This is a genomic window from Pseudomonas sp. B10, assembly GCF_900156235.1.
GTDB lineage: Bacteria > Pseudomonadota > Gammaproteobacteria > Pseudomonadales > Pseudomonadaceae > Aquipseudomonas > Aquipseudomonas siliginis.
In genome coordinates this window covers 5,590,103-5,609,262 of record NZ_LT707063.1, presented here as the reverse complement: position 1 = coordinate 5,609,262, position 19,160 = coordinate 5,590,103, and the positions used below count along the sequence as shown (strand labels likewise).

Annotated in this window: 12 protein-coding genes; 8 read left to right on the top strand and 4 right to left on the bottom strand. The window is 62.2% G+C overall.

What is annotated here, in order from left to right; translation table 11 throughout:
- Positions 1–606: 606 nt before the first annotated feature.
- Complete coding sequence (locus BXA01_RS25355) at positions 607–1,944, bottom strand: lysine N(6)-hydroxylase/L-ornithine N(5)-oxygenase family protein (RefSeq protein WP_076567052.1); 1,338 nt, start codon at positions 1,942–1,944, stop codon at positions 607–609.
- A 133-nt stretch (positions 1,945–2,077) separates the two neighbouring features.
- Complete coding sequence (locus BXA01_RS25350) at positions 2,078–2,560, bottom strand: sigma-70 family RNA polymerase sigma factor (protein ID WP_016773904.1); 483 nt, start codon at positions 2,558–2,560, stop codon at positions 2,078–2,080.
- Between the two features lie 280 nt (positions 2,561–2,840).
- Between BXA01_RS25350 and BXA01_RS25345 the strand changes: the two genes are divergently transcribed.
- The 3 genes from BXA01_RS25345 to BXA01_RS25335 are packed head-to-tail and all read left to right on the top strand — an operon-like array spanning position 2,841 to position 7,377.
- Positions 2,841–4,004: an efflux RND transporter periplasmic adaptor subunit gene (locus BXA01_RS25345; RefSeq protein ID WP_076567049.1), complete on the top strand. Its 1,164-nt coding sequence runs from the start codon at positions 2,841–2,843 to the stop codon at positions 4,002–4,004.
- Entirely contained in the window at positions 4,005–5,975 is a 1,971-nt protein-coding gene (locus tag BXA01_RS25340; protein WP_076567047.1) for a MacB family efflux pump subunit, read from the top strand.
- Positions 5,976–5,982: 7 nt separating this feature from the next.
- A complete protein-coding gene (locus BXA01_RS25335) occupies positions 5,983–7,377 on the top strand; it encodes an efflux transporter outer membrane subunit (RefSeq protein ID WP_076567044.1) in 1,395 nt (464 codons plus the stop codon).
- 163 nt (positions 7,378–7,540) lie between these two features.
- Here the strand turns inward: BXA01_RS25335 and pvdP are convergent, their stop codons facing one another.
- Positions 7,541–9,166 carry a pyoverdine maturation tyrosinase PvdP gene (pvdP, locus tag BXA01_RS25330; protein ID WP_076567041.1) on the bottom strand — a complete coding sequence of 542 codons (1,626 nt, stop codon included), beginning with the start codon at positions 9,164–9,166 and terminating at the stop codon, positions 7,541–7,543.
- Positions 9,167–9,373: 207 nt separating this feature from the next.
- On the opposite strand from pvdP, the gene pvdM reads away from it, so the two are divergent.
- The 5 genes from pvdM (at position 9,374) to BXA01_RS25305 (ending at position 17,303) form a co-directional block, all read left to right on the top strand.
- Complete coding sequence (gene pvdM / locus BXA01_RS25325) at positions 9,374–10,738, top strand: pyoverdine-tailoring dipeptidase-like protein PvdM (protein ID WP_076567038.1); 1,365 nt, start codon at positions 9,374–9,376, stop codon at positions 10,736–10,738.
- Positions 10,735–12,021, top strand: coding sequence for a pyoverdine-tailoring periplasmic protein PvdN (gene pvdN, locus BXA01_RS25320; protein ID WP_076567036.1), 1,287 nt, complete (start codon positions 10,735–10,737; stop codon positions 12,019–12,021). Before pvdM ends, pvdN begins: the two co-directional genes overlap by 4 nt.
- Positions 12,022–12,057: 36 nt before the next feature.
- A complete protein-coding gene (gene pvdO / locus BXA01_RS25315; protein ID WP_076567034.1) occupies positions 12,058–12,945 on the top strand; it encodes a dihydropyoverdine dehydrogenase in 888 nt (295 codons plus the stop codon).
- 109 nt (positions 12,946–13,054) lie between these two features.
- On the top strand, positions 13,055–14,704 hold the full coding sequence (locus tag BXA01_RS25310; protein ID WP_024012358.1) for a cyclic peptide export ABC transporter: 1,650 nt from the start codon (positions 13,055–13,057) through the stop codon (positions 14,702–14,704).
- Positions 14,705–14,819: 115 nt separating this feature from the next.
- Positions 14,820–17,303, top strand: coding sequence for a TonB-dependent siderophore receptor (locus BXA01_RS25305; RefSeq protein ID WP_172834019.1), 2,484 nt, complete (start codon positions 14,820–14,822; stop codon positions 17,301–17,303).
- A gap of 840 nt (positions 17,304–18,143) precedes the next feature.
- Here BXA01_RS25305 and BXA01_RS25300 read toward each other — a convergent pair.
- Positions 18,144–19,100 (bottom strand): alpha/beta hydrolase, encoded by a 957-nt coding sequence (locus tag BXA01_RS25300; RefSeq protein WP_076567029.1) that lies wholly within the window; start codon positions 19,098–19,100, stop codon positions 18,144–18,146.
- Positions 19,101–19,160: the final 60 nt, after the last annotated feature.

The following is a 19,160-nucleotide window of genomic DNA, read 5'->3' as shown; positions in this document are numbered from 1 at the left end:
CGGCGCGGCAAGGCGTGGCGCGCCCGTCGGGAATGACAGGCGTGTCGATAGGCGGCGCTGACGATTGAGGTCGTCAGCACGCTTGGTTCAGCGTCGATGAGAAGGACGTCGAGACACGACCCAAAACCGGCCGTGCACGGGATGCCGCTGCTCGCTGTTACGGCGAGACAACGGCAGGGAAAGACTGCGCGTTATCTTGCCGAGAATCTGCCGGTGATCGAGACCGGCCGACAACTGTCACTCGAACAAGTACCCACTGTGGGTCTCCGCAATTGATGAAAACGCGCGCAGCTTACGCCCGCAGCTAAACGGCTGGAAGAGGTGTTTTCGGGGAATATGGGGGGTGTTCAGGAAGGGTTCAGAATTTCCCCGCGATCGTTCCTACGCTCAGCGTAGGAACGCCTCATCGGACGCTCCGCGTTCGGCTTCTGAAAGGGACGCGGAGCGTCCCGGGGTGCATTCCCACGCAGAGCGTGGGAACGATCATATGTGGGGCTTTCCATGGCCCCTTCGCGAGCAGGCTCGCTCCCACATTCTGGCCTGCGTTCACAGAACCATTGTGGGAGCGAGCCTGCTCGCGAAGGCGATATGTCAGGCAATGCAGATTCAGCTGGCAGTCGCCAACAACAGCTCCGCCACGGAACGGCTGTGCCCGCGCTGTTTGCCATGCTCGTATAGCGAGCCAGCGATTTCATCGGCGCGAATCGGCAGCACCGACAGCAGCGTATCGCTCAGGCCATGGCTGGCCTGGCAGAAGCCCTGCATATATATGCCGGCCTTGCAGCGCTCGTCGGTGATCAGTTTGTAGTTGCGATCGACTTCGAATTCGCCGAGATATTCCTCCAGCGGCGCGAGCAATTTGCGGTGCATCTGGCGCTCGTAACCGGTGGCCAGCACCACGGCGTCATAGATTCGCACCGTGACTTCGCCGGTGGCGTTATTGCGCACGGCCAATTCGATACCGTTTGCCGTGGCATTGGCGCTCTCGACGGTGGTCAGGGTGCGGAACGCATGGCGGGCAATTCCGGAAACCTTCTGCCGGTAGAAGATGCCGTAGATGCGTTCGATCAGGTCGATGTCTACCACCGAATAGTTGGTGTTGTGGTACTCGTTGACCAGACGCTCGCGCTCGACGCTGTTCTGCTGGAACACCAGATCAGTGAATTCCGGCGAGAACACCTCGTTGACGAACGGGCTGTCATCCGCAGGCTTCAACGCCGAACCACGCAGGATCATGTCGACCTGCACCGACGGGAACGAATCATTCAGGTCGATAAAGGCTTCCGCCGCGCTCTGCCCGCCTCCGATGATGGCGATGCTCATCGGTTGATTGTTCACGCACGGCTGCCTGGCCATTTGCGACAGGTATTGCGAATGGTGGAATACCCGGTGATCGCCCTTCAGTGCTTTGAACGCCTCCGGAATACGCGGTGTACCGCCAGCGCTGACCACCACCGAACGTGTGGTACGCACGAATTGCTGGCCGTCGCTGCCCCGGGAAATCACCCGCAATGCCTCGACCTGCTGGTTGTGCAAAACCGGTTCGATGAACTGCACTTCTTCGCCATAACGGCTCTGCTCGGTGAACTGCCCGGCCACCCAGCGCAGGTAGTCGTTGTACTCCATGCGGCATGGATAAAAAGTGCCGAGGTTGATGAAGTCGACCAGACGCCCGTGGTGCTTGAGGTAATTGACGAACGAGTACGGGCTGGTCGGATTGCGCAGGGTCACCAGGTCCTTGAGGAAGGAAATCTGCAACTCGCTCTGCGTCGACAAGGTGTTGCCGTGCCAGCTGTAAGTGGCCTGCTTGTCGAGGAACAGCACATCCAGTTCGCCCTGGATCCGGCCGCGCTCCTGCAGAGCGATGGCCAGTGCCAGGTTCGAAGGGCCGAAACCGACGCCGATCAGGTCGTGAACGATGGGCGATGCAATTGCCTGTGTCATTTCCAGTGTCCTCTGGATGAACCCCTCAACGCGGGGAAATAAAGCCTGGGTGGCCTGACCGGCCTGAGTCAGGTCAGCAGGTCGTCTGTTGAGTAGGAACGAGGACGATGAAAGGAAATTTAACCGGCGCGGCTCACTGGCCGTCCCATTGCTGGATGCGCAAGCGGCAATGCTTCATGGCGTTGACGATGTGTTTTTCCACCAGCGCCCGGGAGATGCCGAGGGTCTGGGCGATTTCCGGATGGGACATTCCTTCGATCTTGCGCAGCAGAAAACTGTCGCGGCACAGCGGCGGCAGCTCGGCCAACGCGCGCTGGAGCATTTCCAGGCGCTGGCCGTGATCGAGGGTGCCGTGGGGGGACGGAGTGAAATAGCGCTCTTCGTTGTCGAGCACGTCCAGCGATTCGACCTGACGCAGCGCGTTGCGACGGTGATCGTCGATGACCAGGTTCAATGCGGTGCGATAGAGGAAGGCCCGGGGTTGTTCGATCGGTACCTCGCTGGAGCGTTCCAGCACGCGTACATAGGCGTCATGCACCACATCCTCGGCGACCTGACGGTTGCCCAGTCTGGCGTTGAGGAAACACACCAGCTCACGATAGTAGTTTTCCAACATGACTCCCGACCGCATCGATGCCGTTTCTGTCCTTGAGCGCACTGATCAGACCTGCGGATCACGCAGTAGCAAGATAGTGGCAACTTGAGGTGCGTAATTTATAGTAATTCTCATATAGATTTAAAGAGTTGATTCCATATCCCGGACAAATAGTCGTGGCCCGGCGTCCGGTAACTCGATGTGTCTGCGGCTAAATTCCGTCGCCCATGCCTCGTTTACAGGACAGCCCCTGTGTCTGTCGTGCCTTGCGACGGGCCGCAACCACTGGCCGGAACCCTGCATGAATCGTCCCCGCCCCGCCCGTCGCGCGCTGTTTGTCGCCCTCTGTCTGATTCCCGTGATCGCCCTAGCTGCCTGGCAAGTCTTGCCACCCGGTCGCGACGCCGTTGCCACTGTGCAGGTCAGCCGCGGCGATATCGAAAACAGCGTGACGGCGCTCGGCACCTTGCAGCCGCGCCGCTACGTGGATGTCGGCGCACAGGCTTCGGGGCAGATTCAGAAGATTCACGTCGAGGCCGGCGATACGGTCAAGGAAGGCCAGTTGCTGGTGGAAATCGACCCGTCGACACAGAAAGCCAAGCTTGATGCCGGGCGCTTTTCCATCGAAAACCTCAAGGCGCAGCTGCAGGAGCAACGCGCCCAGCACGATCTGGCGCAGCAGAAATACCAGCGCCAGCAGAAACTCGCCGCCGGTGGCGCCACCCGCGAAGAAGACGTGCAGACCGCGCGCGCCGAGGTTCGCGCAACCCAGGCGCGCATCGACATGTTCCAGGCGCAGATCCGCCAGGCCCAGGCCAGCCTGCGCAGTGACGAAGCGGAACTCGGTTACACGCGCATCTATGCGCCGATGAGCGGCACCGTGGTCGCCGTCGGTGCGCGCGAAGGCCAGACCCTCAACGCGCAGCAACAGACCCCGCTGATCCTGCGCATCGCCCGGCTGTCGCCGATGACGGTGTGGGCCGAAGTTTCGGAGGCCGACATTGGCCACGTCAAACCGGGCATGACCGCCTACTTCACCACCCTCAGCGGTGGCACTCGGCGCTGGAGCAGCAGCGTGCGGCAGATCCTGCCGGTGCCGCCCCGTCCGCTTGAACAGAATCAAGGCGGCAGTCCTACCAACGGCCGCAGCGGCAGCGAACGCGTGGTTCTTTATACCGTGCTGCTCGACGTCGACAACGCCGATCACAGCCTGATGACCGACATGACCGCCCAGGTGTTCTTTGTCGCGCAACAGGCGCAAGACACCCTGACCGTGCCGACTGCCGCCCTGCAACCGGGCTCGCGTCCGCAGTGGCAGCGAGCGCAGATCGTCGCTGCCAACGGTGATATTCAGGCGCGCGAAGTACGCACCGGCATCAGCGATCGCCTGCGCACCCAAGTGCTGGAAGGTCTGGCCGAGGGCGAGCATGTTCTCAGCGCGCCGGCCACTGGTCATGGAGGCTGAATGCACACGCCCCTGATCGACCTGCGGCAGATCCGCAAAGCCTACGGCGGTGGTGACAGCCCGCGGGTGGAAGTGCTGCGCGGGATCGATCTGTCGATCCATGCCGGCGAGTTCGTCGCCATCGTCGGCGCCTCCGGTTCTGGCAAATCGACGCTGATGAACATTCTCGGTTGCCTCGACCGTCCCACCAGCGGCGAGTATCTGTTCGCCGGGGAAAATGTCGCGCAGCTAGACAGCGATGAACTGGCCTGGCTGCGCCGCGAAGCCTTCGGGTTTGTCTTTCAGGGCTATCACCTGATCCCGTCCGGCTCGGCGCAGGAAAACGTCGAGATGCCAGCGATCTATGCCGGCACCCCGGCCGCCGAGCGGCATGCCCGAGCTCACGCACTGCTGCAACGTCTCGGCCTCGGCACTCGCACTGGCAATCGTCCGCATCAGCTTTCCGGCGGCCAGCAACAGCGGGTGTCGATCGCCCGTGCGCTGATGAACGGCGGCCATATCATCCTCGCCGACGAGCCGACTGGCGCCCTCGACAGCCACAGCGGCGCCGAGGTCATGACCCTGCTCGACGAACTCGCCGATCAAGGCCATGTGGTGATCCTCATCACCCACGACCGCGAAGTGGCGCAACGGGCCAAACGCATCATCGAAATCCGTGACGGCCTGATCATCAGTGACAGCGCCGAGCACGCCTGCGCGCCGCCTGTGGCCAATCCCGGCGCGTTGCAAGCGGTCGACCTGCGCCAGCGCCTGAGCAACGGCAGCAGCCAGACCGGCGCCTGGAAAGGTGAACTGCTCGACGCTGTACAAGCGGCGTGGCGAGTGATGTGGATCAACCGCTTTCGCACCGCGCTGACCCTGCTGGGCATCGTCATTGGTGTGGCCTCGGTAGTGGTCATGCTCGCCGTCGGCGAAGGCAGCAAGCGTCAGGTCATGGCGCAAATGGGCGCGTTCGGTTCCAACATCATTTACCTCAGCGGCTCGGCGCCGAACCCGCGTACGCCGGAGGGCATCATTACCCTCGACGATGTCGCCGAACTGTCCGCCCTGCCCCAGGTGGAACGGATCATGCCGGTCAACGGCTCAACCGCCGGGGTGCGCTTTGGCAACGCCGACCACAGCAGCTACGTCGGCGGCAATGACACCAACTTTCCGCAGATTTTCAACTGGCCGGTGATTCAGGGCAGTTACTTCACCCAGGCCGACGAGGATAGCGCCGCCGCTGTCGCGGTGATCGGCACCAAGGTCCGCGACAAGTTGCTCAAGGAGGTCGCCGACCCCATCGGCCAATACATCCTCATCGAAAACGTGCCGTTCCAGATCCTCGGCGTGCTTGCGGAAAAAGGCGCCAGCTCCGGCGACTCCGATAGCGACAACCGCATCGCCGTGCCCTATTCGGCGGCGAGCACGCGCCTGTTCGGCAGCCGCAATCCGCAGTACGTGGTGATTGCCGCCAAGGACGCGCGCAAGGTCAAGGACGCCGAACAGGCGATCGAACAGGCGATGTTGCGTCGACACCACGGCAAGAAGGATTTCGAGCTGACCAACAATGCCGCGATGATCCAGGCCGAAGCGCGCACGCAAGGCACGCTGTCGCTGATGCTGGGGGCGATTGCGGCGATTTCCCTGCTGGTCGGCGGTATCGGCGTGATGAACATCATGCTCATGACCGTGCGCGAACGTACCCGCGAGATCGGTATTCGCATGGCCACCGGCGCACGTCAGCGCGACATCCTGCGGCAGTTTCTCACCGAGGCGGTGATGCTCTCGGTGGTCGGCGGAATCGCCGGGATCGGCCTGGCGCTGTTGGTCGGCGGCGTGTTGTTGCTCAGTGGCGTGGCGATCGCCTTTCAAGGGCTGGCGGTGATCGGTGCGTTTGCCTGTGCGCTGGTCACCGGCGTCATCTTCGGCTTTATGCCGGCCCGCAAAGCTGCCCGGCTTGACCCGGTCACGGCCCTTACCAGTGAATGATCGACCTATGAAAGTGCGACTGACGTTCCTTGCCGCCAGCCTGTTGCTGGCGGCCTGCAGCAGCCCGGCGCCGCGCCTGGACAGCGGCGTGCAGCCACCGAGCGCGTGGCAGTCCGCCGACATCCCCGGCGCGCTGCAGAGCAATCGGCAATGGTGGACGCAATTCGGCAGCCCTGAACTGGAGCGGCTGGTGGAACAGGCGCGGCTGGGCAGCTACGACCTCGCCGCCGCCGTTGCTCGGGTCAGACAGGCCGAGGCCAGCGCAACCATCGCCGGCGCCCCGCTGCTGCCCGAGCTCAAGGCCGGGCTGAATGCCAATCGGCAGAAACTGATCCACGGCAAGGGCTACAGCCAATTGGATGTCAGCCCGGAGAATCGCTCGCTGGATTATTACGACGCCGAGCTCAGCGCCAGTTACGAAATCGATTTCTGGGGCGGAAATCGAGCAGCGCGTGACAGTGCCGTGTTCGGTGTGCAGGCCAGCGAGTTCGACCGCGCCACCGTCGAGCTGACCTTGCTCAGCGGCGTCGCCAACAGTTACACCCAGGCCCTGGCCTTGCGTGAGCAGGCGCGCATTGCCGAACTCAATCTGAAAAATGCGCAGAATGTGCTGCAGCTGGTGCAGACCCGTTTTGACGCCGGCAGCGCCACTGCGCTGGAACTGGCCCAGCAGAAAAGCCTGGTGGCCGAACAACAGCGTCGCCTGCCGCTGGTGCAACAACAGGCCCGCGAAGCACTGATCAGCCTCGCCGCCCTGCTCGGCCGACCGGTACAAACGTTACCATTGCCCACGCAATCCTTCGCCCAACTGCACTGGCCCGACATCGCCAGCGGCGTGCCGAGCGACTTGCTCAGTCGGCGTCCGGACATTGCCAGCGCCGAGGCCAAGCTTGCGGCAGCCCAGGCTGATGTCACCGTCGCCCGCGCCGCGATGCTGCCGAAAATCACCCTGACCGCCAGCCTCGGCAGCGGCGCCGATCTGGCCGCCGATTTGCTGCGCACGACGTTCTACAACCTGTCCTCGGGGCTGACCGCGCCGATCTTCAACAACGGCCGCCTCAGCGCCGAACGCGACAAGGCCAAGGCCCGACAGGATGAACTGCTGGAGACCTATCGCGGGGCAATCATCAACGGCTTCGCCGACGTCGAAAAAGCCCTCAGCAGCATTCGTGGCCTCGATGAACAACGGCAATGGCAAAGCGAAGAACTGAACCAGGCACAAACCGCCTTCGACATCGCCCAGAGTCGCTACCAGGCCGGCGCCGAAGACCTGCTCACCGTCCTGCAAACCCAGCGCACGCTTTATGCCGCGCAGGACATGAACGTACAACTGCGCCTGTCGCGATTGCAGGCGAGCATTGCCTTGTACAAAGCGTTGGGGGGTGGTTGGGGGGTGATCTGACAGAGGTGCGTCGAATGGACTGACGCCTTCGCTGGCAAGCCAGCTCCCACAGGGATTAGGGTAAATCTGCTGTTGATTCGTATCTTTGAGATAGCTATCGCGAGCATGCTCGCTCCTACAAGGGATTGCGACCAATTCAGAGAGAGTGTGGGTTTGAACCAATCTAGAGCTGTCGGCCCTTGACCTTCAGATGCCGCGCATACCAGGGGCGCTGTGGTACTTTGCGGAACAGTTCTGTCATGTTGTCTTCGTCGCCAAAAGTGATGCGCAGTGCCAGTTTCATGGTCTCCGGGTCCATCTCCACTGAGCGTCCGACTTGCAGGCCGGGCACGGTGCTGCAGCCGTGGGTGTCGGGGCCGAGCCAGGGGTCGGCGACTTCCACCCAGCGTCCCGGTGCAAACCACGGCACGCCGTTGACTTCCAAACGACTCACTTCGCCCGGATGAAAACGTTCATGGGCGCGGAACCAGTCTTCCAGGCGATCATCAATCCAGCCATGGAAACGCCAGAAAACCGGATTCACATGGGAGGAAAACGGATCACCGAGAAAGTCGTTTTCCGGCGCATACCAGCGCGCAGCGAAGTCCGCCTGATCGCGCGCCATCGGCACCGGAATGTCATTGGACGGATCACGCGCCACCGAGGCCCAGCGCATGTGCAGCCAGTCGTGCAGGCCTAGTTCGACTTCGGAACCGAACTGGCCAAGGGTCAATTTCGACAAATAACGCGGGTCACGGTACTGCGATTCCCAGACCAGAAAATTGCTCTGAAAAGTCTCCGCCGCTTTGATGTCGCTGACCCATTTGGTGTACTCGTCATCACCCTCGGCCAGCCAGGTCGGCGGCAGTGAGTTGCCGTCGTGGTTGTCGAAATAACGCGCGAAGCCTTGGCGGTCCCGTTCCAGCTCAGGCTGCGGCTGCGGGAACGCCGGCCACGATGGCAAATCCTGCATCGAGCGGGCGATGCCGAGCATGTGCCGGTGCATAAAGAAAAAATCCACGCCCGAGCCATTGCGATCCTTGCTTGGCCCACGGGCGTCGCGCTCCTTGTCACGCGGCCCGGGCTGCCAGCCGATGCCGCGCAGCGCTTCGCGTTTTTTCTCCGAGAGCTTGTGCCACTTGTCGCGGGTGGCGTGCCAGAGCTGGTGGAACAGGCGATGCTCGGGCGCCACCAGCCAGGCCAACAGTTGCGGATTAAGCCCGGTGCGTTCACGGGCCTCGGGAAAACGCCGCTTGATAGCGATGAACTGATTGTCCAGCTCGGGCAAGGCCAACGGCCGGTCCAGGCGCAGCACTTGCCCGGTGAACGTGGCGCTGCCGGCATTGCCGAACGCCGCCCAGACTTCATCCAGTTTGACTTTGAATTCATACACCGGTGGCGCCAGCGGCGCATCGGTGCGCAGCAGGCGCCAATACATCTCGGCGCCGTTGCCCGGCGCCAGATCGCCAACCACTTGATAACGCACAGGCCCTTCGGCACGCAGATTCGCTCCGGTGTCGAGATAACCGCGCAGGCCGCGCCCACGATGAGCGATGTCGAGAAACAGTTCCAGACCTTGCGCAGGCAGACCATCAAGCCCCGCCGCCGCACCGGTAAAGCGAATGTCCCAGACCCCACGCAAATTGTCCGCCAGCTGTTGCCCGGCGGTGTCCGCCAGATCGACCGTGGCCTCGCCCGGGGTGATCGGAAACTCCTCGCGAGTCAGTTCACGATGTGCATAAAAAGCGGCAGGCAGCGCGGCGCCCGTGAGTGCCATGCCCGCCATGAACCAGCGTCGAGAGATCGTCATTGCCCTACCTGTGTCAGCCATGAAGCAGGCTTTATCCAAGCTAGAACGTTTGCTCGGCGGGGAAATTTACGCCGCCGGCAAAACATCCCTGCGCCGCTGCCGGGCATTTGTAACGCACACCTAAATTAGCCGTGCAGCCACTCGTTCTTCCCAGATAGCAAAGGCCCCTGCGCCTGCACCTCGACGGCGAACCTGAATGAGATGGCAATGACAAAACCGCGTTGGAAAAAGGCTCTATTCATCGGCCTGCCGCTGGCCCTGGCGATCAGTGCCGGCGCAGGATTTCTGGCCTGGGATTACCTGAACAACCCCGGCTACCCGGTGAAGGTGATGAAACAGGCGACCGAGTTGCAGGATCGCCTGCTGTCGTTCGACAGCCACATCACCGTGCCGCTGAGTTTCGGCAGCCACGACCACGAAGCCGACAAGGATGGCTCGGGCCAGTTCGACCTGGTCAAGGCCAATCGTGGGCGCTTGTCTGGCGCGGCGTTGACGGTGTTCGGCTGGCCGGAAATGTGGAACGGCCCGAACGCCCCGCACCGTCCGACCGAGGGTTTTGTCGAAGAGGCGCGCAACCAGCAGGAAGTGCGCTACAAGATCATTTCCGGGATTGTCCGCGACTTTCCCAATCAGGCCGGCATCGCCTACACACCGGATGATTTCCGCCGCCTGCACGGCGAAGGCAAATTTGCGATTTTCATCAGCATGCTCAACGCCTACCCGCTGGGCAACGATCTGAGCAAGCTCGACCTGTGGGCCGGGCGCGGCATGCGCATGTTCGGCTTCAGTTACATCGGCAACAACAGCTGGGCCGACTCGTCGCGGCCGCTGCCGTTTTTCAATGACTCGCCCGACGCCCTCAATGGTCTGTCGGACATCGGTAAACAAGCGGTGCAGCGCTTGAACGATCTGGGCGTGATCATCGACGTGTCGCAGATGTCCACCAAGGCCCTTGAGCAAGTCGCCGAACTGAGCCGCACACCGCTGGTGGCCTCGCACTCGGCGCCCCGGGCGGCGGTGGATATCCCGCGCAACCTCAGCGACAAAGAACTGCAACTGATCAAGAACAGTGGCGGCGTGGTGCAGGTCGTCGCCTTCTCGCAGTACCTGAAACCGTTGACCGAAGGCACACAGGACAAACTCAATGCGCTGCGTGCGCGCTTCGATCTGCCGCCACTGCCTAATCTGGCCATGGCGCTGATGCCGGGCGATCCGATCATCACCGCCTGGTCGGAGCAGAAGCTCGGCCAGTACGCCAGCGGCCTCTACGCGATCCTCGAAGAAGAACCGAAAGCCACCCTCAAGGACTTCGGCGACGCCATCGATTACACGGTGCGCAAGATCGGTATCGACCACGTCGGCATTGCTTCTGACTTCAACGATGGCGGCGGCATCAAGGGCTGGGAAAACGTCGGCGAAATCCGCAACGTCACCGCCGAACTGCTGCAGCGCGGCTACTCCGAAGCGGACATCGCCAAGCTCTGGGGCGGCAACTTCATGCGCGTCTGGGATCAGGTGCAAAAAGCCGCGAAACCGGCGCTGGCGTCACGCCAGGAGGTGGCGCGACCATGACCGATCGTCGCACTTTTCTGAAACAGGCCGGCCTGCTCGCCGCCGCCCTGCCCCTGGGCGCCAGCCTGACTGCACCGGCGGCCGTCGCTGCCGTGCCGAATGCCTCGCGGGACAAATGGGCGCAGTTGCGTCAAATGTTCGATCAGGATCCTCAGGCGATTCACTTCGCCAATTTCCTCGTCACCTCACATCCGAAACCGGTGCGCGAAGCGATCGAACGCCATCGCGCAGCGCTGGATCTGAATCCGGGTCTGGCGATGGATTGGGATCTGGGCGTCACCGAGAAACGCGAAGAAAACGTGCGCCACTGGGCCGGCCAGTATCTGCAAGCCAAACCGGCGCAGATCGCCCTGACCGGCAGCACCACCGAAGGCCTGGCGATGATCTACGGCAGCGTGCAGGTGCGCGCGGATCAGGAAATTCTCACCACGGTTCACGAGCATTATTCGACGCGCAACATCCTCGATTTCCGCAGCCGGCGTGACGGCACGCGCGTGCGCAAACTCAAGCTGTTCGAAACCCCGCAGAGCATTTCTCTGGATCAGGTGCTCGACACGATCAATCGCAATATCCGCCCCGAGACCCGTGTGCTGGGCATGACCTGGGTGCATTCGGGCAGCGGCGTGAAGCTGCCGATCAGCGAGATCTCGCGGCTGGTCGATGAGCACAACCGTCAGCGCGAGGACAAGGATCGGCTGATCTACGTGGTTGATGGCGTGCACGGTTTTGGCGTCGACGACCTGAGTTTCCCGCAGATGAACTGCGACTTTTTCATCGCCGGCACGCACAAGTGGATGTTCGGCCCGCGCGGCACCGGCATCGTCTGCAGCCGTACCGAAGAACTGAAATACGTCAGCCCCAGCGTGCCGACCTTCTCCGAGGCCACGGCTTTCTCGACCATCATGACCCCGGGCGGCTACCACGCCTTCGAGCATCGCTGGGCGCTGGACGAAGCCTTCAAGTTGCACCTGCAACTGGGCAAAGCCGAGGTGCAGACGCGCATTCATCAGCTCAACAGTTACCTCAAGCAACGCTTGCAGGAGCACCGCAACATCGAGTTGGTGACCCCGCTCGACTCGCAGTTCTCCGCCGGTTTCACCTTCTTCCGGATCAGGGGCCAGGACAGCGATGAAGTGGCGGCCTGGCTGATGCAAAACCGGGTGATCTGCGACGCGGTCAGTCGCGACGTCGGGCCGGTGATTCGCACCGCCCCGGGCTTGCTCAACAGCGAAGCCGAAGTGGATCGCTTCATGGACATCCTCGGCAAAAAGCTGCGTGCCTGACCCTCGACTGCCGTTTTCCTTTTAAAGAGACGACCCATGAAAAAGCCTCACGCGTCACTCCTCTCCAAAGCCCTGCCCGCACTGGCGCTAAGCGCCCTCTGCGCTGCGCTGTTGCCCGGCAGCGCGCTGGCGGCGACCGCGCCTGCTGCGGGCAAAGTGTTCAAGGACTGCAAGGACTGCCCGGAAATGGTCGTGCTGCCGACCGGCAGCTACACCATGGGCACGCCGGATGATGAAGTCGGCCGCCAACCCGACGAAGGCCCGCTGCACACCGTGACGTTCAGCAAACCATTCGCTATCAGCCGCTCGCAGGTGCTGGTGGGCGAATGGGACGCCTATGTGCGCGAGACCGGCAACAAGCCCTACGACTTCGATGATCGCCCGGGGCGCCGTTGCACCGCCGGCAAGCCGGAATTCAAACAGACGCCCCGCGACCCGGCCGTGTGCATGAACGTCGCCGAAGCCCAGGGCTACATCGACTGGCTGTCGAAAAAGACCGGCCACGCCTATCGCCTGCAAAGCGAATCGATCCGCGAATACGCCGCCCGTGGCGGCAGCACCGGGCCTTTCCCGTTCCCGTTCGATGAGGGCAAGGATTACCAGATTTCCAGGCACGCCAACACTTACGGCGCGGCCGATGGCTACAACTTCACCTCGCCGGCCGGCACCTTCCCGGCCAATGCGTTTGGCGTGTTCGACGCCCACGGCAACGTCTACGAATGGACCGCCGATTGCTACCACCCGGACTACTCCGGCGTACCCGCCGACGGTCGCCCATGGACCCAGGAAAACTGCGAACGCCAGGTCATGCGCGGCAACGACTGGGGCGAAGCGCCGATCTTCTCGCGCTCGGGCAACCGCAACAGCAGCTGGCCGACCAGCAAGGGCGACTGGCTGGGCTTTCGCGTAGTACGCGACCTCTGACACTGCCCTCGACGAGCGCAGCCACGCCTGCGCTCGGTTAAAGAAACTCCGCGACCATTCGTTTTCCTTAAGTACCGGCACTCCCTCCGCATCGAAGCAGGAATCCTCCATGACCAAGCCTACGCGCGGGGCGATCAACGAATTGTTCGCCCTGCTCAAGCCCTTCCGCCTGATCGTCTCGGCGTCCATCGTGCTCGGCATGCTCGGCGGCCTGAGCGTCACCGTGCTGCTGGCGACCATCAACAACGCCCTGCATTCCGATGACGGCCTGACCCGCACCGTGGTGATGATCTTCGCCGGCCTCTGTGCCCTGGCCCTGCTGACCACGATCCTGTCGGACATCGGCACCAACTACGTCGGCCAGCACATCATCGCCAAACTGCGCAAAGAGCTGGGGGAGAAAGTCCTGTCGGCGCCGATCGACCAGATCGAACGCTATCGCAGCCATCGCCTGATTCCGGTGCTGACCCACGACGTCGACACCATCAGCGACTTCGCCTTCGCCTTCGCGCCGCTGGCGATTTCCATGACCGTGACGCTTGGCTGCCTCGGCTACCTTGCCATGCTGTCGTGGCCGATGTTCCTGATGATGCTGGTGGCCATCGCCATCGGCACCACCATCCAGGCGATTGCGCGGGCCAAGGGCATGCGCGGTTTCTACGCCGCGCGCGATTCCGAAGACGAACTGCAGAAGCACTACAACGCAATTGCCGAAGGCGCCAAGGAACTGCGTATCCACCGGCCGCGTCGCCAGCGCATGTTCGTCGCCGGCATTCAGAAAACCGCCGAGAAAATCTGCGACACCCAGATCAGATCGATCAACACCTTCGTCATCGCCAAGTCGTTTGGCTCGATGCTGTTCTTCGTGGTCATCGGCATGGCCCTGGCCCTGCAATCGCTATGGCCGAGTGCCGACAAAGCGGTGATGAGCGGTTTCGTTCTGGTGCTGCTGTACATGAAGGGGCCGCTGGAACACCTGATCAGCACCCTGCCAATCATCAGCCGCGCACAGATTGCCTTCCGCCGCATCGCCGAGCTGAGTGAACAGTTCTCCTCACCGGAACCGCACCTGTTGCTGCAGGATCAGGGCAGCAAGCCGGCCGCCGTCAACAGCCTGGAACTGCGCAACGTGCGCTACGCCTTCCCGCCCGTGGAAGGCAGCGAGCCGTTCCGCCTCGGCCCGGTGAACCTGCGCATCGAACAGGGCGACATTGTGTTTATCGTCGGTGAGAACGGCTGCGGCAAGACCACGCTGATCAAATTGCTCTTGGGTCTGTACGCGCCGACCGAGGGCGAAATCCGCGTTAACGACAAGCCGATCACTGCGGTCAACCGCGATGATTACCGGCAGAACTTCACCACGATCTTCGCCGACTACTATCTGTTCGATGATCTGATTCAGGGCGATCGTGAAGTGCCGCAGGATGCCACCCGCTACCTCGAACGTCTGGAGATCGCGCACAAGGTCAGCGTGCGCGACGGCGCCTTCAGCACCACCGACCTGTCCACCGGCCAGCGCAAACGCCTGGCACTGGTCAATGCCTGGCTCGAAGAGCGGCCGGTGCTGGTGTTCGATGAATGGGCAGCGGATCAGGATCCGACCTTCCGGCGCATCTTCTATACCGAGCTGCTCCCTGACCTCAAGCGTCTGGGCAAAACCATCATCGTGATTTCCCACGACGACCGTTACTTCGACGTCGCCGACCAACTGGTGCGCATGGAGGCCGGCAAGGTCAGAAGCGAACTGCAAACCGCTTGATCGAGGCAGCCGCGACCGGGCCGGAGAAAAAACTTTTCCGGTTTGCCGCGGCTTCCTCGTCTTAATGAGATGAATAAGAACCATTAACAACTATACCTGCCAAGGTCTTAACCTCATGTCCGCATCCCGTTTCATGCTTCGCCCTCTGACTCGAGCCCTGCTGATGCACGGCGCGACCCGCACACGCCTGGCCGGTAGCGGCCTGGGTCTGGCACTGACCCTCGCGGCAGCGCCGTATGTCCAGGCCCAGGAATGGACCCTGAACATCCCGGCCCAACCGCTGGCCCAGGCCCTGCAAACCCTCGGTCAGCAGACCAGCCTGCAAATCGTCTACAGCCCGGAAAGCCTGCAAGGCCTGCGCTCCAGCGCCCTCAACGGCCGCTATCAGGATGACGAGTCGCTCAAGGCCATGCTCAGCGGCACCGGCATTCGCTATCAGCGTGACGGCAACACCGTCACCGTGCTCGGCCCGGCCACCGGCGGCAGCGCGATGGAACTGGCGCCGACCAACGTCAACGCCAACCGCCTCGGCGCCACCACCGAAGGCAGCAACTCCTACACCACCGGCGGCGTGACCATCGGCAAAGGCGTGCACTCGCTGAAGGAAACGCCGCAGTCGGTCACGGTGATGACCCGCAAGATGCTCGACGACCAGAACCTCAACACCATCGAACAGGTGATGGAGAAGACCCCGGGCATCACCGTCTACGACTCGCCAATGGGCGGCAAGTATTTCTACTCGCGCGGTTTCCGCATGACCGGCCAGTACCAGTACGACGGCGTACCGCTGGACATCGGCAGCAGCTACGTGCAGGCGGACAGCTTCAACAGCGACATGGCCATCTATGACCGCGTGGAAATCCTGCGCGGCGCGGCCGGCATGATGAAGGGCGCGGGCGGCACCGCCGGCGGCGTCAACTTCGTGCGCAAGCGCGGCCAGGAAACCCCGCACACACAGCTGTCTCTGTCGGCCGGAACCTGGGACAACTATCGCGGCCAGGTCGACACCGGCGGCCCGCTGAACGACGCCGGCACTGTCCGTGGCCGCGCCGTGGTAACCCAGCAGACCCGTAAGTATTTCTACGACGTGGCTGAACGCCGCGACCAGATCTACTACGGCGCCCTGGACTTCGACCTCAGCCCCGACACCACCCTCGGTCTGGGCATGGCCTATGAAGACGTCGACGCCACCCCGTGCTGGGGCGGCCTGCCGCGCTACGCCGACGGCTCCGACCTGCACCTGAAACGCTCCACCTGCCTGAACACCTCTTGGAACAACCAGCGCAGCAAACGCGCCACCTACTTCGCCGACGTCAAACACCAGTTCAACGACGACTGGTCGCTGAAAGTCGCCGGTGTGTACTCGCGCAACACCCAGGACATGGAATACTCCTTCCCGAGCGGCACAGTGCCATTGGGCGCCACAGCCACCAATACGCTGATGCTCGGCAGTACCTATGACTACGACCAGCGCGACTACGGTTTCGATGCTTACGTCGACGGCAAATTCGACGCGTTCGGCCAGCAGCACGAACTGATCGTCGGCGCCAACGCCAGCCGTTCGCACAAGGACGACTTCTACGCGGTGGCGGCATTGCCACAGCGTCAGAACGTGTTCAACCCGAACCACAACATCCCGCAGCCGGATGAAAGCTACTACCTGGCCAACGCCTCCCGTGGCGGCCCGGTGGACATGCACATCAAGCAATACGGCGCCTACTCGATCGCCCGCCTGAAACTCGCCGACCCGATGACCCTGGTACTCGGCAGCCGGGTCAGCTGGTACAAATCCGACACCGATTCGGTGCAGTACTTCCGTGGCGAAGGCACCGAGGTCAACACCCAGTCCACCGAAACCGGCCAGGTCACGCCGTTCGCCGGCCTGCTCTACGACCTCAACGACAACCTGACCGCCTACGCCAGCTACACCGACATCTTTACCCCGCAAGGCTCGTACAAAACCATCGACGGCAGCACGCTCAAGCCGCTGATTGGCCAGAGCTACGAATTGGGGATCAAGGGTGAGTGGTACGACGGTCGTCTGAACACCACGTTCAACCTGTTCCGCACCATCCAGAAAGACGCGGCCCAGGATGACCTGCGGTGCGAAGACAGCTCCTGCCAGATCAACTCGGGCAAGGTCCGCGCCCAGGGCTTTGAAGCTGAAGTCAGCGGTGAAGTGATCGACCGCCTGCAATTGCTGGCCGGTTATACCTACACCCAGACCAAAGTGCTGGAAGATGCCGACGCCACTCAGGATGGCGCGGTCTACAACTCTTACGTGCCGCGTCACCTGTTGCGCGTCTGGGGTGATTACGCCCTGAGCGGGCCGCTGGACCGTGTCACCATTGGTGCGGGTGTCAATGCACAGACGGGCACCTACCGCGTTTCGCCTCTGGGCGGGGACAATGTCGACGGCGCGGGTTATGCGGTCTGGAACGGTCGCATTGGTTATCGGATCGATGACACCTGGTCGGTGGCGTTGAACGGCAATAACCTGTTCGACAAGCGTTATTACGCGACCATTGGTACCGAGGGGTTCGGTAACTTTTATGGGGATCCGCGCAATTTTGTGATGTCGGTGAAGGCTGACTTCTGATTTTTTGATTTGAGCTGTGAGAGAGCCCCGCATTGTGAGATGCGGGGCTTTTTGGTTTTTTGGATTGGGGGGCATATCCGTTGCTGCGGTGAAGGCTACTTAGGGTTCCGCCCTTACGGCGGGTCACCTTTTCCAAACGCCGGAATGCCGGCCCAGCGAAAAGTAACCAAAAAGGCTTTGCCCCGGCGTACGGCCCGCTCGCTGGGGCTCGGGGTACCTTCGTTACGGGACCGATCCGGGCGCAGCCTGCCGAAGGGGCAAAAGATCAAACGCCAGAGCAAAAGCAAAAGACAAAGCAAATGCAAAAGCCAGATCAAAAGATCGCAGCCTTCGGCGGCTCCTACAGTTGGATCGCGTGAATTCGATAGGAATTGGTTGCCTCGCAGATCGCCATCGCGAGCAGGCTCGCTCCTACAATTGGATTGAGTACATCAGAGGGAAACAGGTCGGCTGTCAGGCCGCCTTCGCGAGCAGGCTCGCTCCCACAAAAAGCAAAAAGCCAAGCAGCGCAGCTGCCCGCGGCGAAGCCGCCCCACTCAACAATGAGCGCAAGCTCGAGTGCTTTTGATCCACCGGCGACGTCGGAAGGCTGAGCGGAGGGATTGATCCGGGCGTGGGAGCGCAGCGACCGTCTGGCGCAGCCAGACACAGCGGAAGGAGGTGCAGCGAAGCAAACCGGAGCCGCTGCGCCCGGATCAGTCCCGGAGCGAAGGAACCCGAGCCTGCGAGGGCCGAACGTAGGAGCAAGCCTTTTGGGTTACCTTTTTGGCGTTTGAAAAAGGTGACCCGCCGTAAGGGCGGAACCGTAATCAGCAGCACCCGCAGAAACGGATATGCGCACTAAACCAGAGCCCGCGCAAGCGCCCCACCCACTCGCAAATAAACCTCCAGAACCCCAGGCACCACCGCTCCCAACCGCAACAAATCATGAGTCAACCCGGCACAAACCTCGACCTCGACCTCAACCCCCTGCCCACGCAGCCTGTCGACATAAGCCTGCCCCTCATCCAGCAACGGATCAAACCCGGCAAGCAGCACAATGGCCGGCGCCACCCCACGCAAATCCTCCGCCAGCAACGGCGAAAAACGCCAATCCAGATAATCCTCCGGCCCACGCGCATAGTGCTGATAAAACCACTCCAGCGTGTCGTTCTCGAGCAGGTACCCCTCGCCAAACAACAGCCGCGAATCATGCACCCGCGAAGCATCGGTCACCGGATAACACAACAACTGCGCCTTGGGCGCGATCGCCACCGTGTGCGGCTGCCGCACCGCCTGAATCGCCAGCACCGTCGCCAACGTGGCGCCCGCGCTGTCGCCACCAAACGCAACCCGCGAACCATCCAGGCCGAGGCTCACAGCCTGTTCGGCCAGCCAGGCCAAAGCGTCCTCACCATCCTCCAGTGCTGTCGGAAAGCGATGCTCCGGCGCTAACCGATAACCGACCGAAAGCACCGCACACGGCGTGCGCTGGCAAAACTCGCGGCAGACGCCGTCGTGGGAATCCAGACTGCCAACCACAAACCCGCCACCGTGGAAATACACCAGCACCGGCAGCGGCGATTCAACACCGTTGGGTCGATACAAACGCAACGCCAGCGCCGCGCCATCCTGGGCCAGTGTCTCAATTTCGGTGACTTCAACATCCTGCGGCGCCGGCCAGCGCAGTTGCGCGGTGGTCTGCTCGAAGGTGGCGCGGGCCTCGCTCGGGGTCAGTTGGTGCATGGCCGGCAGGCCGGCGTCCTGGCTGTCTTGCGCCAAGTCGAGGAAAGCTTCCAGATCAGGGTGTAACGACATCGATAAAAATCCTTGTATCCGCAATAAGACGGGCGCGCCTGGGCAGCGCCCGCGCAAAAG

Excerpts from the sequence above, each read along its gene's own strand:
- BXA01_RS25305 (WP_172834019.1), top strand. The coding sequence starts at position 14,820 with ATGTCCGCATCCCGTTTCATGCTTCGCCCTCTGACTCGAGCCCTGCTG.
- pvdN (WP_076567036.1), top strand. The coding sequence starts at position 10,735 with ATGACCGATCGTCGCACTTTTCTGAAACAGGCCGGCCTGCTCGCCGCC.
- pvdO (WP_076567034.1), top strand. The coding sequence starts at position 12,058 with ATGAAAAAGCCTCACGCGTCACTCCTCTCCAAAGCCCTGCCCGCACTG.
- BXA01_RS25355 (WP_076567052.1), bottom strand. The coding sequence starts at position 1,944 with ATGACACAGGCAATTGCATCGCCCATCGTTCACGACCTGATCGGCGTC.
- BXA01_RS25345 (WP_076567049.1), top strand. The coding sequence starts at position 2,841 with ATGAATCGTCCCCGCCCCGCCCGTCGCGCGCTGTTTGTCGCCCTCTGT.
- BXA01_RS25340 (WP_076567047.1), top strand. The coding sequence starts at position 4,005 with ATGCACACGCCCCTGATCGACCTGCGGCAGATCCGCAAAGCCTACGGC.
- BXA01_RS25350 (WP_016773904.1), bottom strand. The coding sequence starts at position 2,560 with ATGTTGGAAAACTACTATCGTGAGCTGGTGTGTTTCCTCAACGCCAGA.
- BXA01_RS25300 (WP_076567029.1), bottom strand. The coding sequence starts at position 19,100 with ATGTCGTTACACCCTGATCTGGAAGCTTTCCTCGACTTGGCGCAAGAC.
- BXA01_RS25335 (WP_076567044.1), top strand. The coding sequence starts at position 5,983 with ATGAAAGTGCGACTGACGTTCCTTGCCGCCAGCCTGTTGCTGGCGGCC.
- pvdM (WP_076567038.1), top strand. The coding sequence starts at position 9,374 with ATGACAAAACCGCGTTGGAAAAAGGCTCTATTCATCGGCCTGCCGCTG.
- pvdP (WP_076567041.1), bottom strand. The coding sequence starts at position 9,166 with ATGACGATCTCTCGACGCTGGTTCATGGCGGGCATGGCACTCACGGGC.
- BXA01_RS25310 (WP_024012358.1), top strand. The coding sequence starts at position 13,055 with ATGACCAAGCCTACGCGCGGGGCGATCAACGAATTGTTCGCCCTGCTC.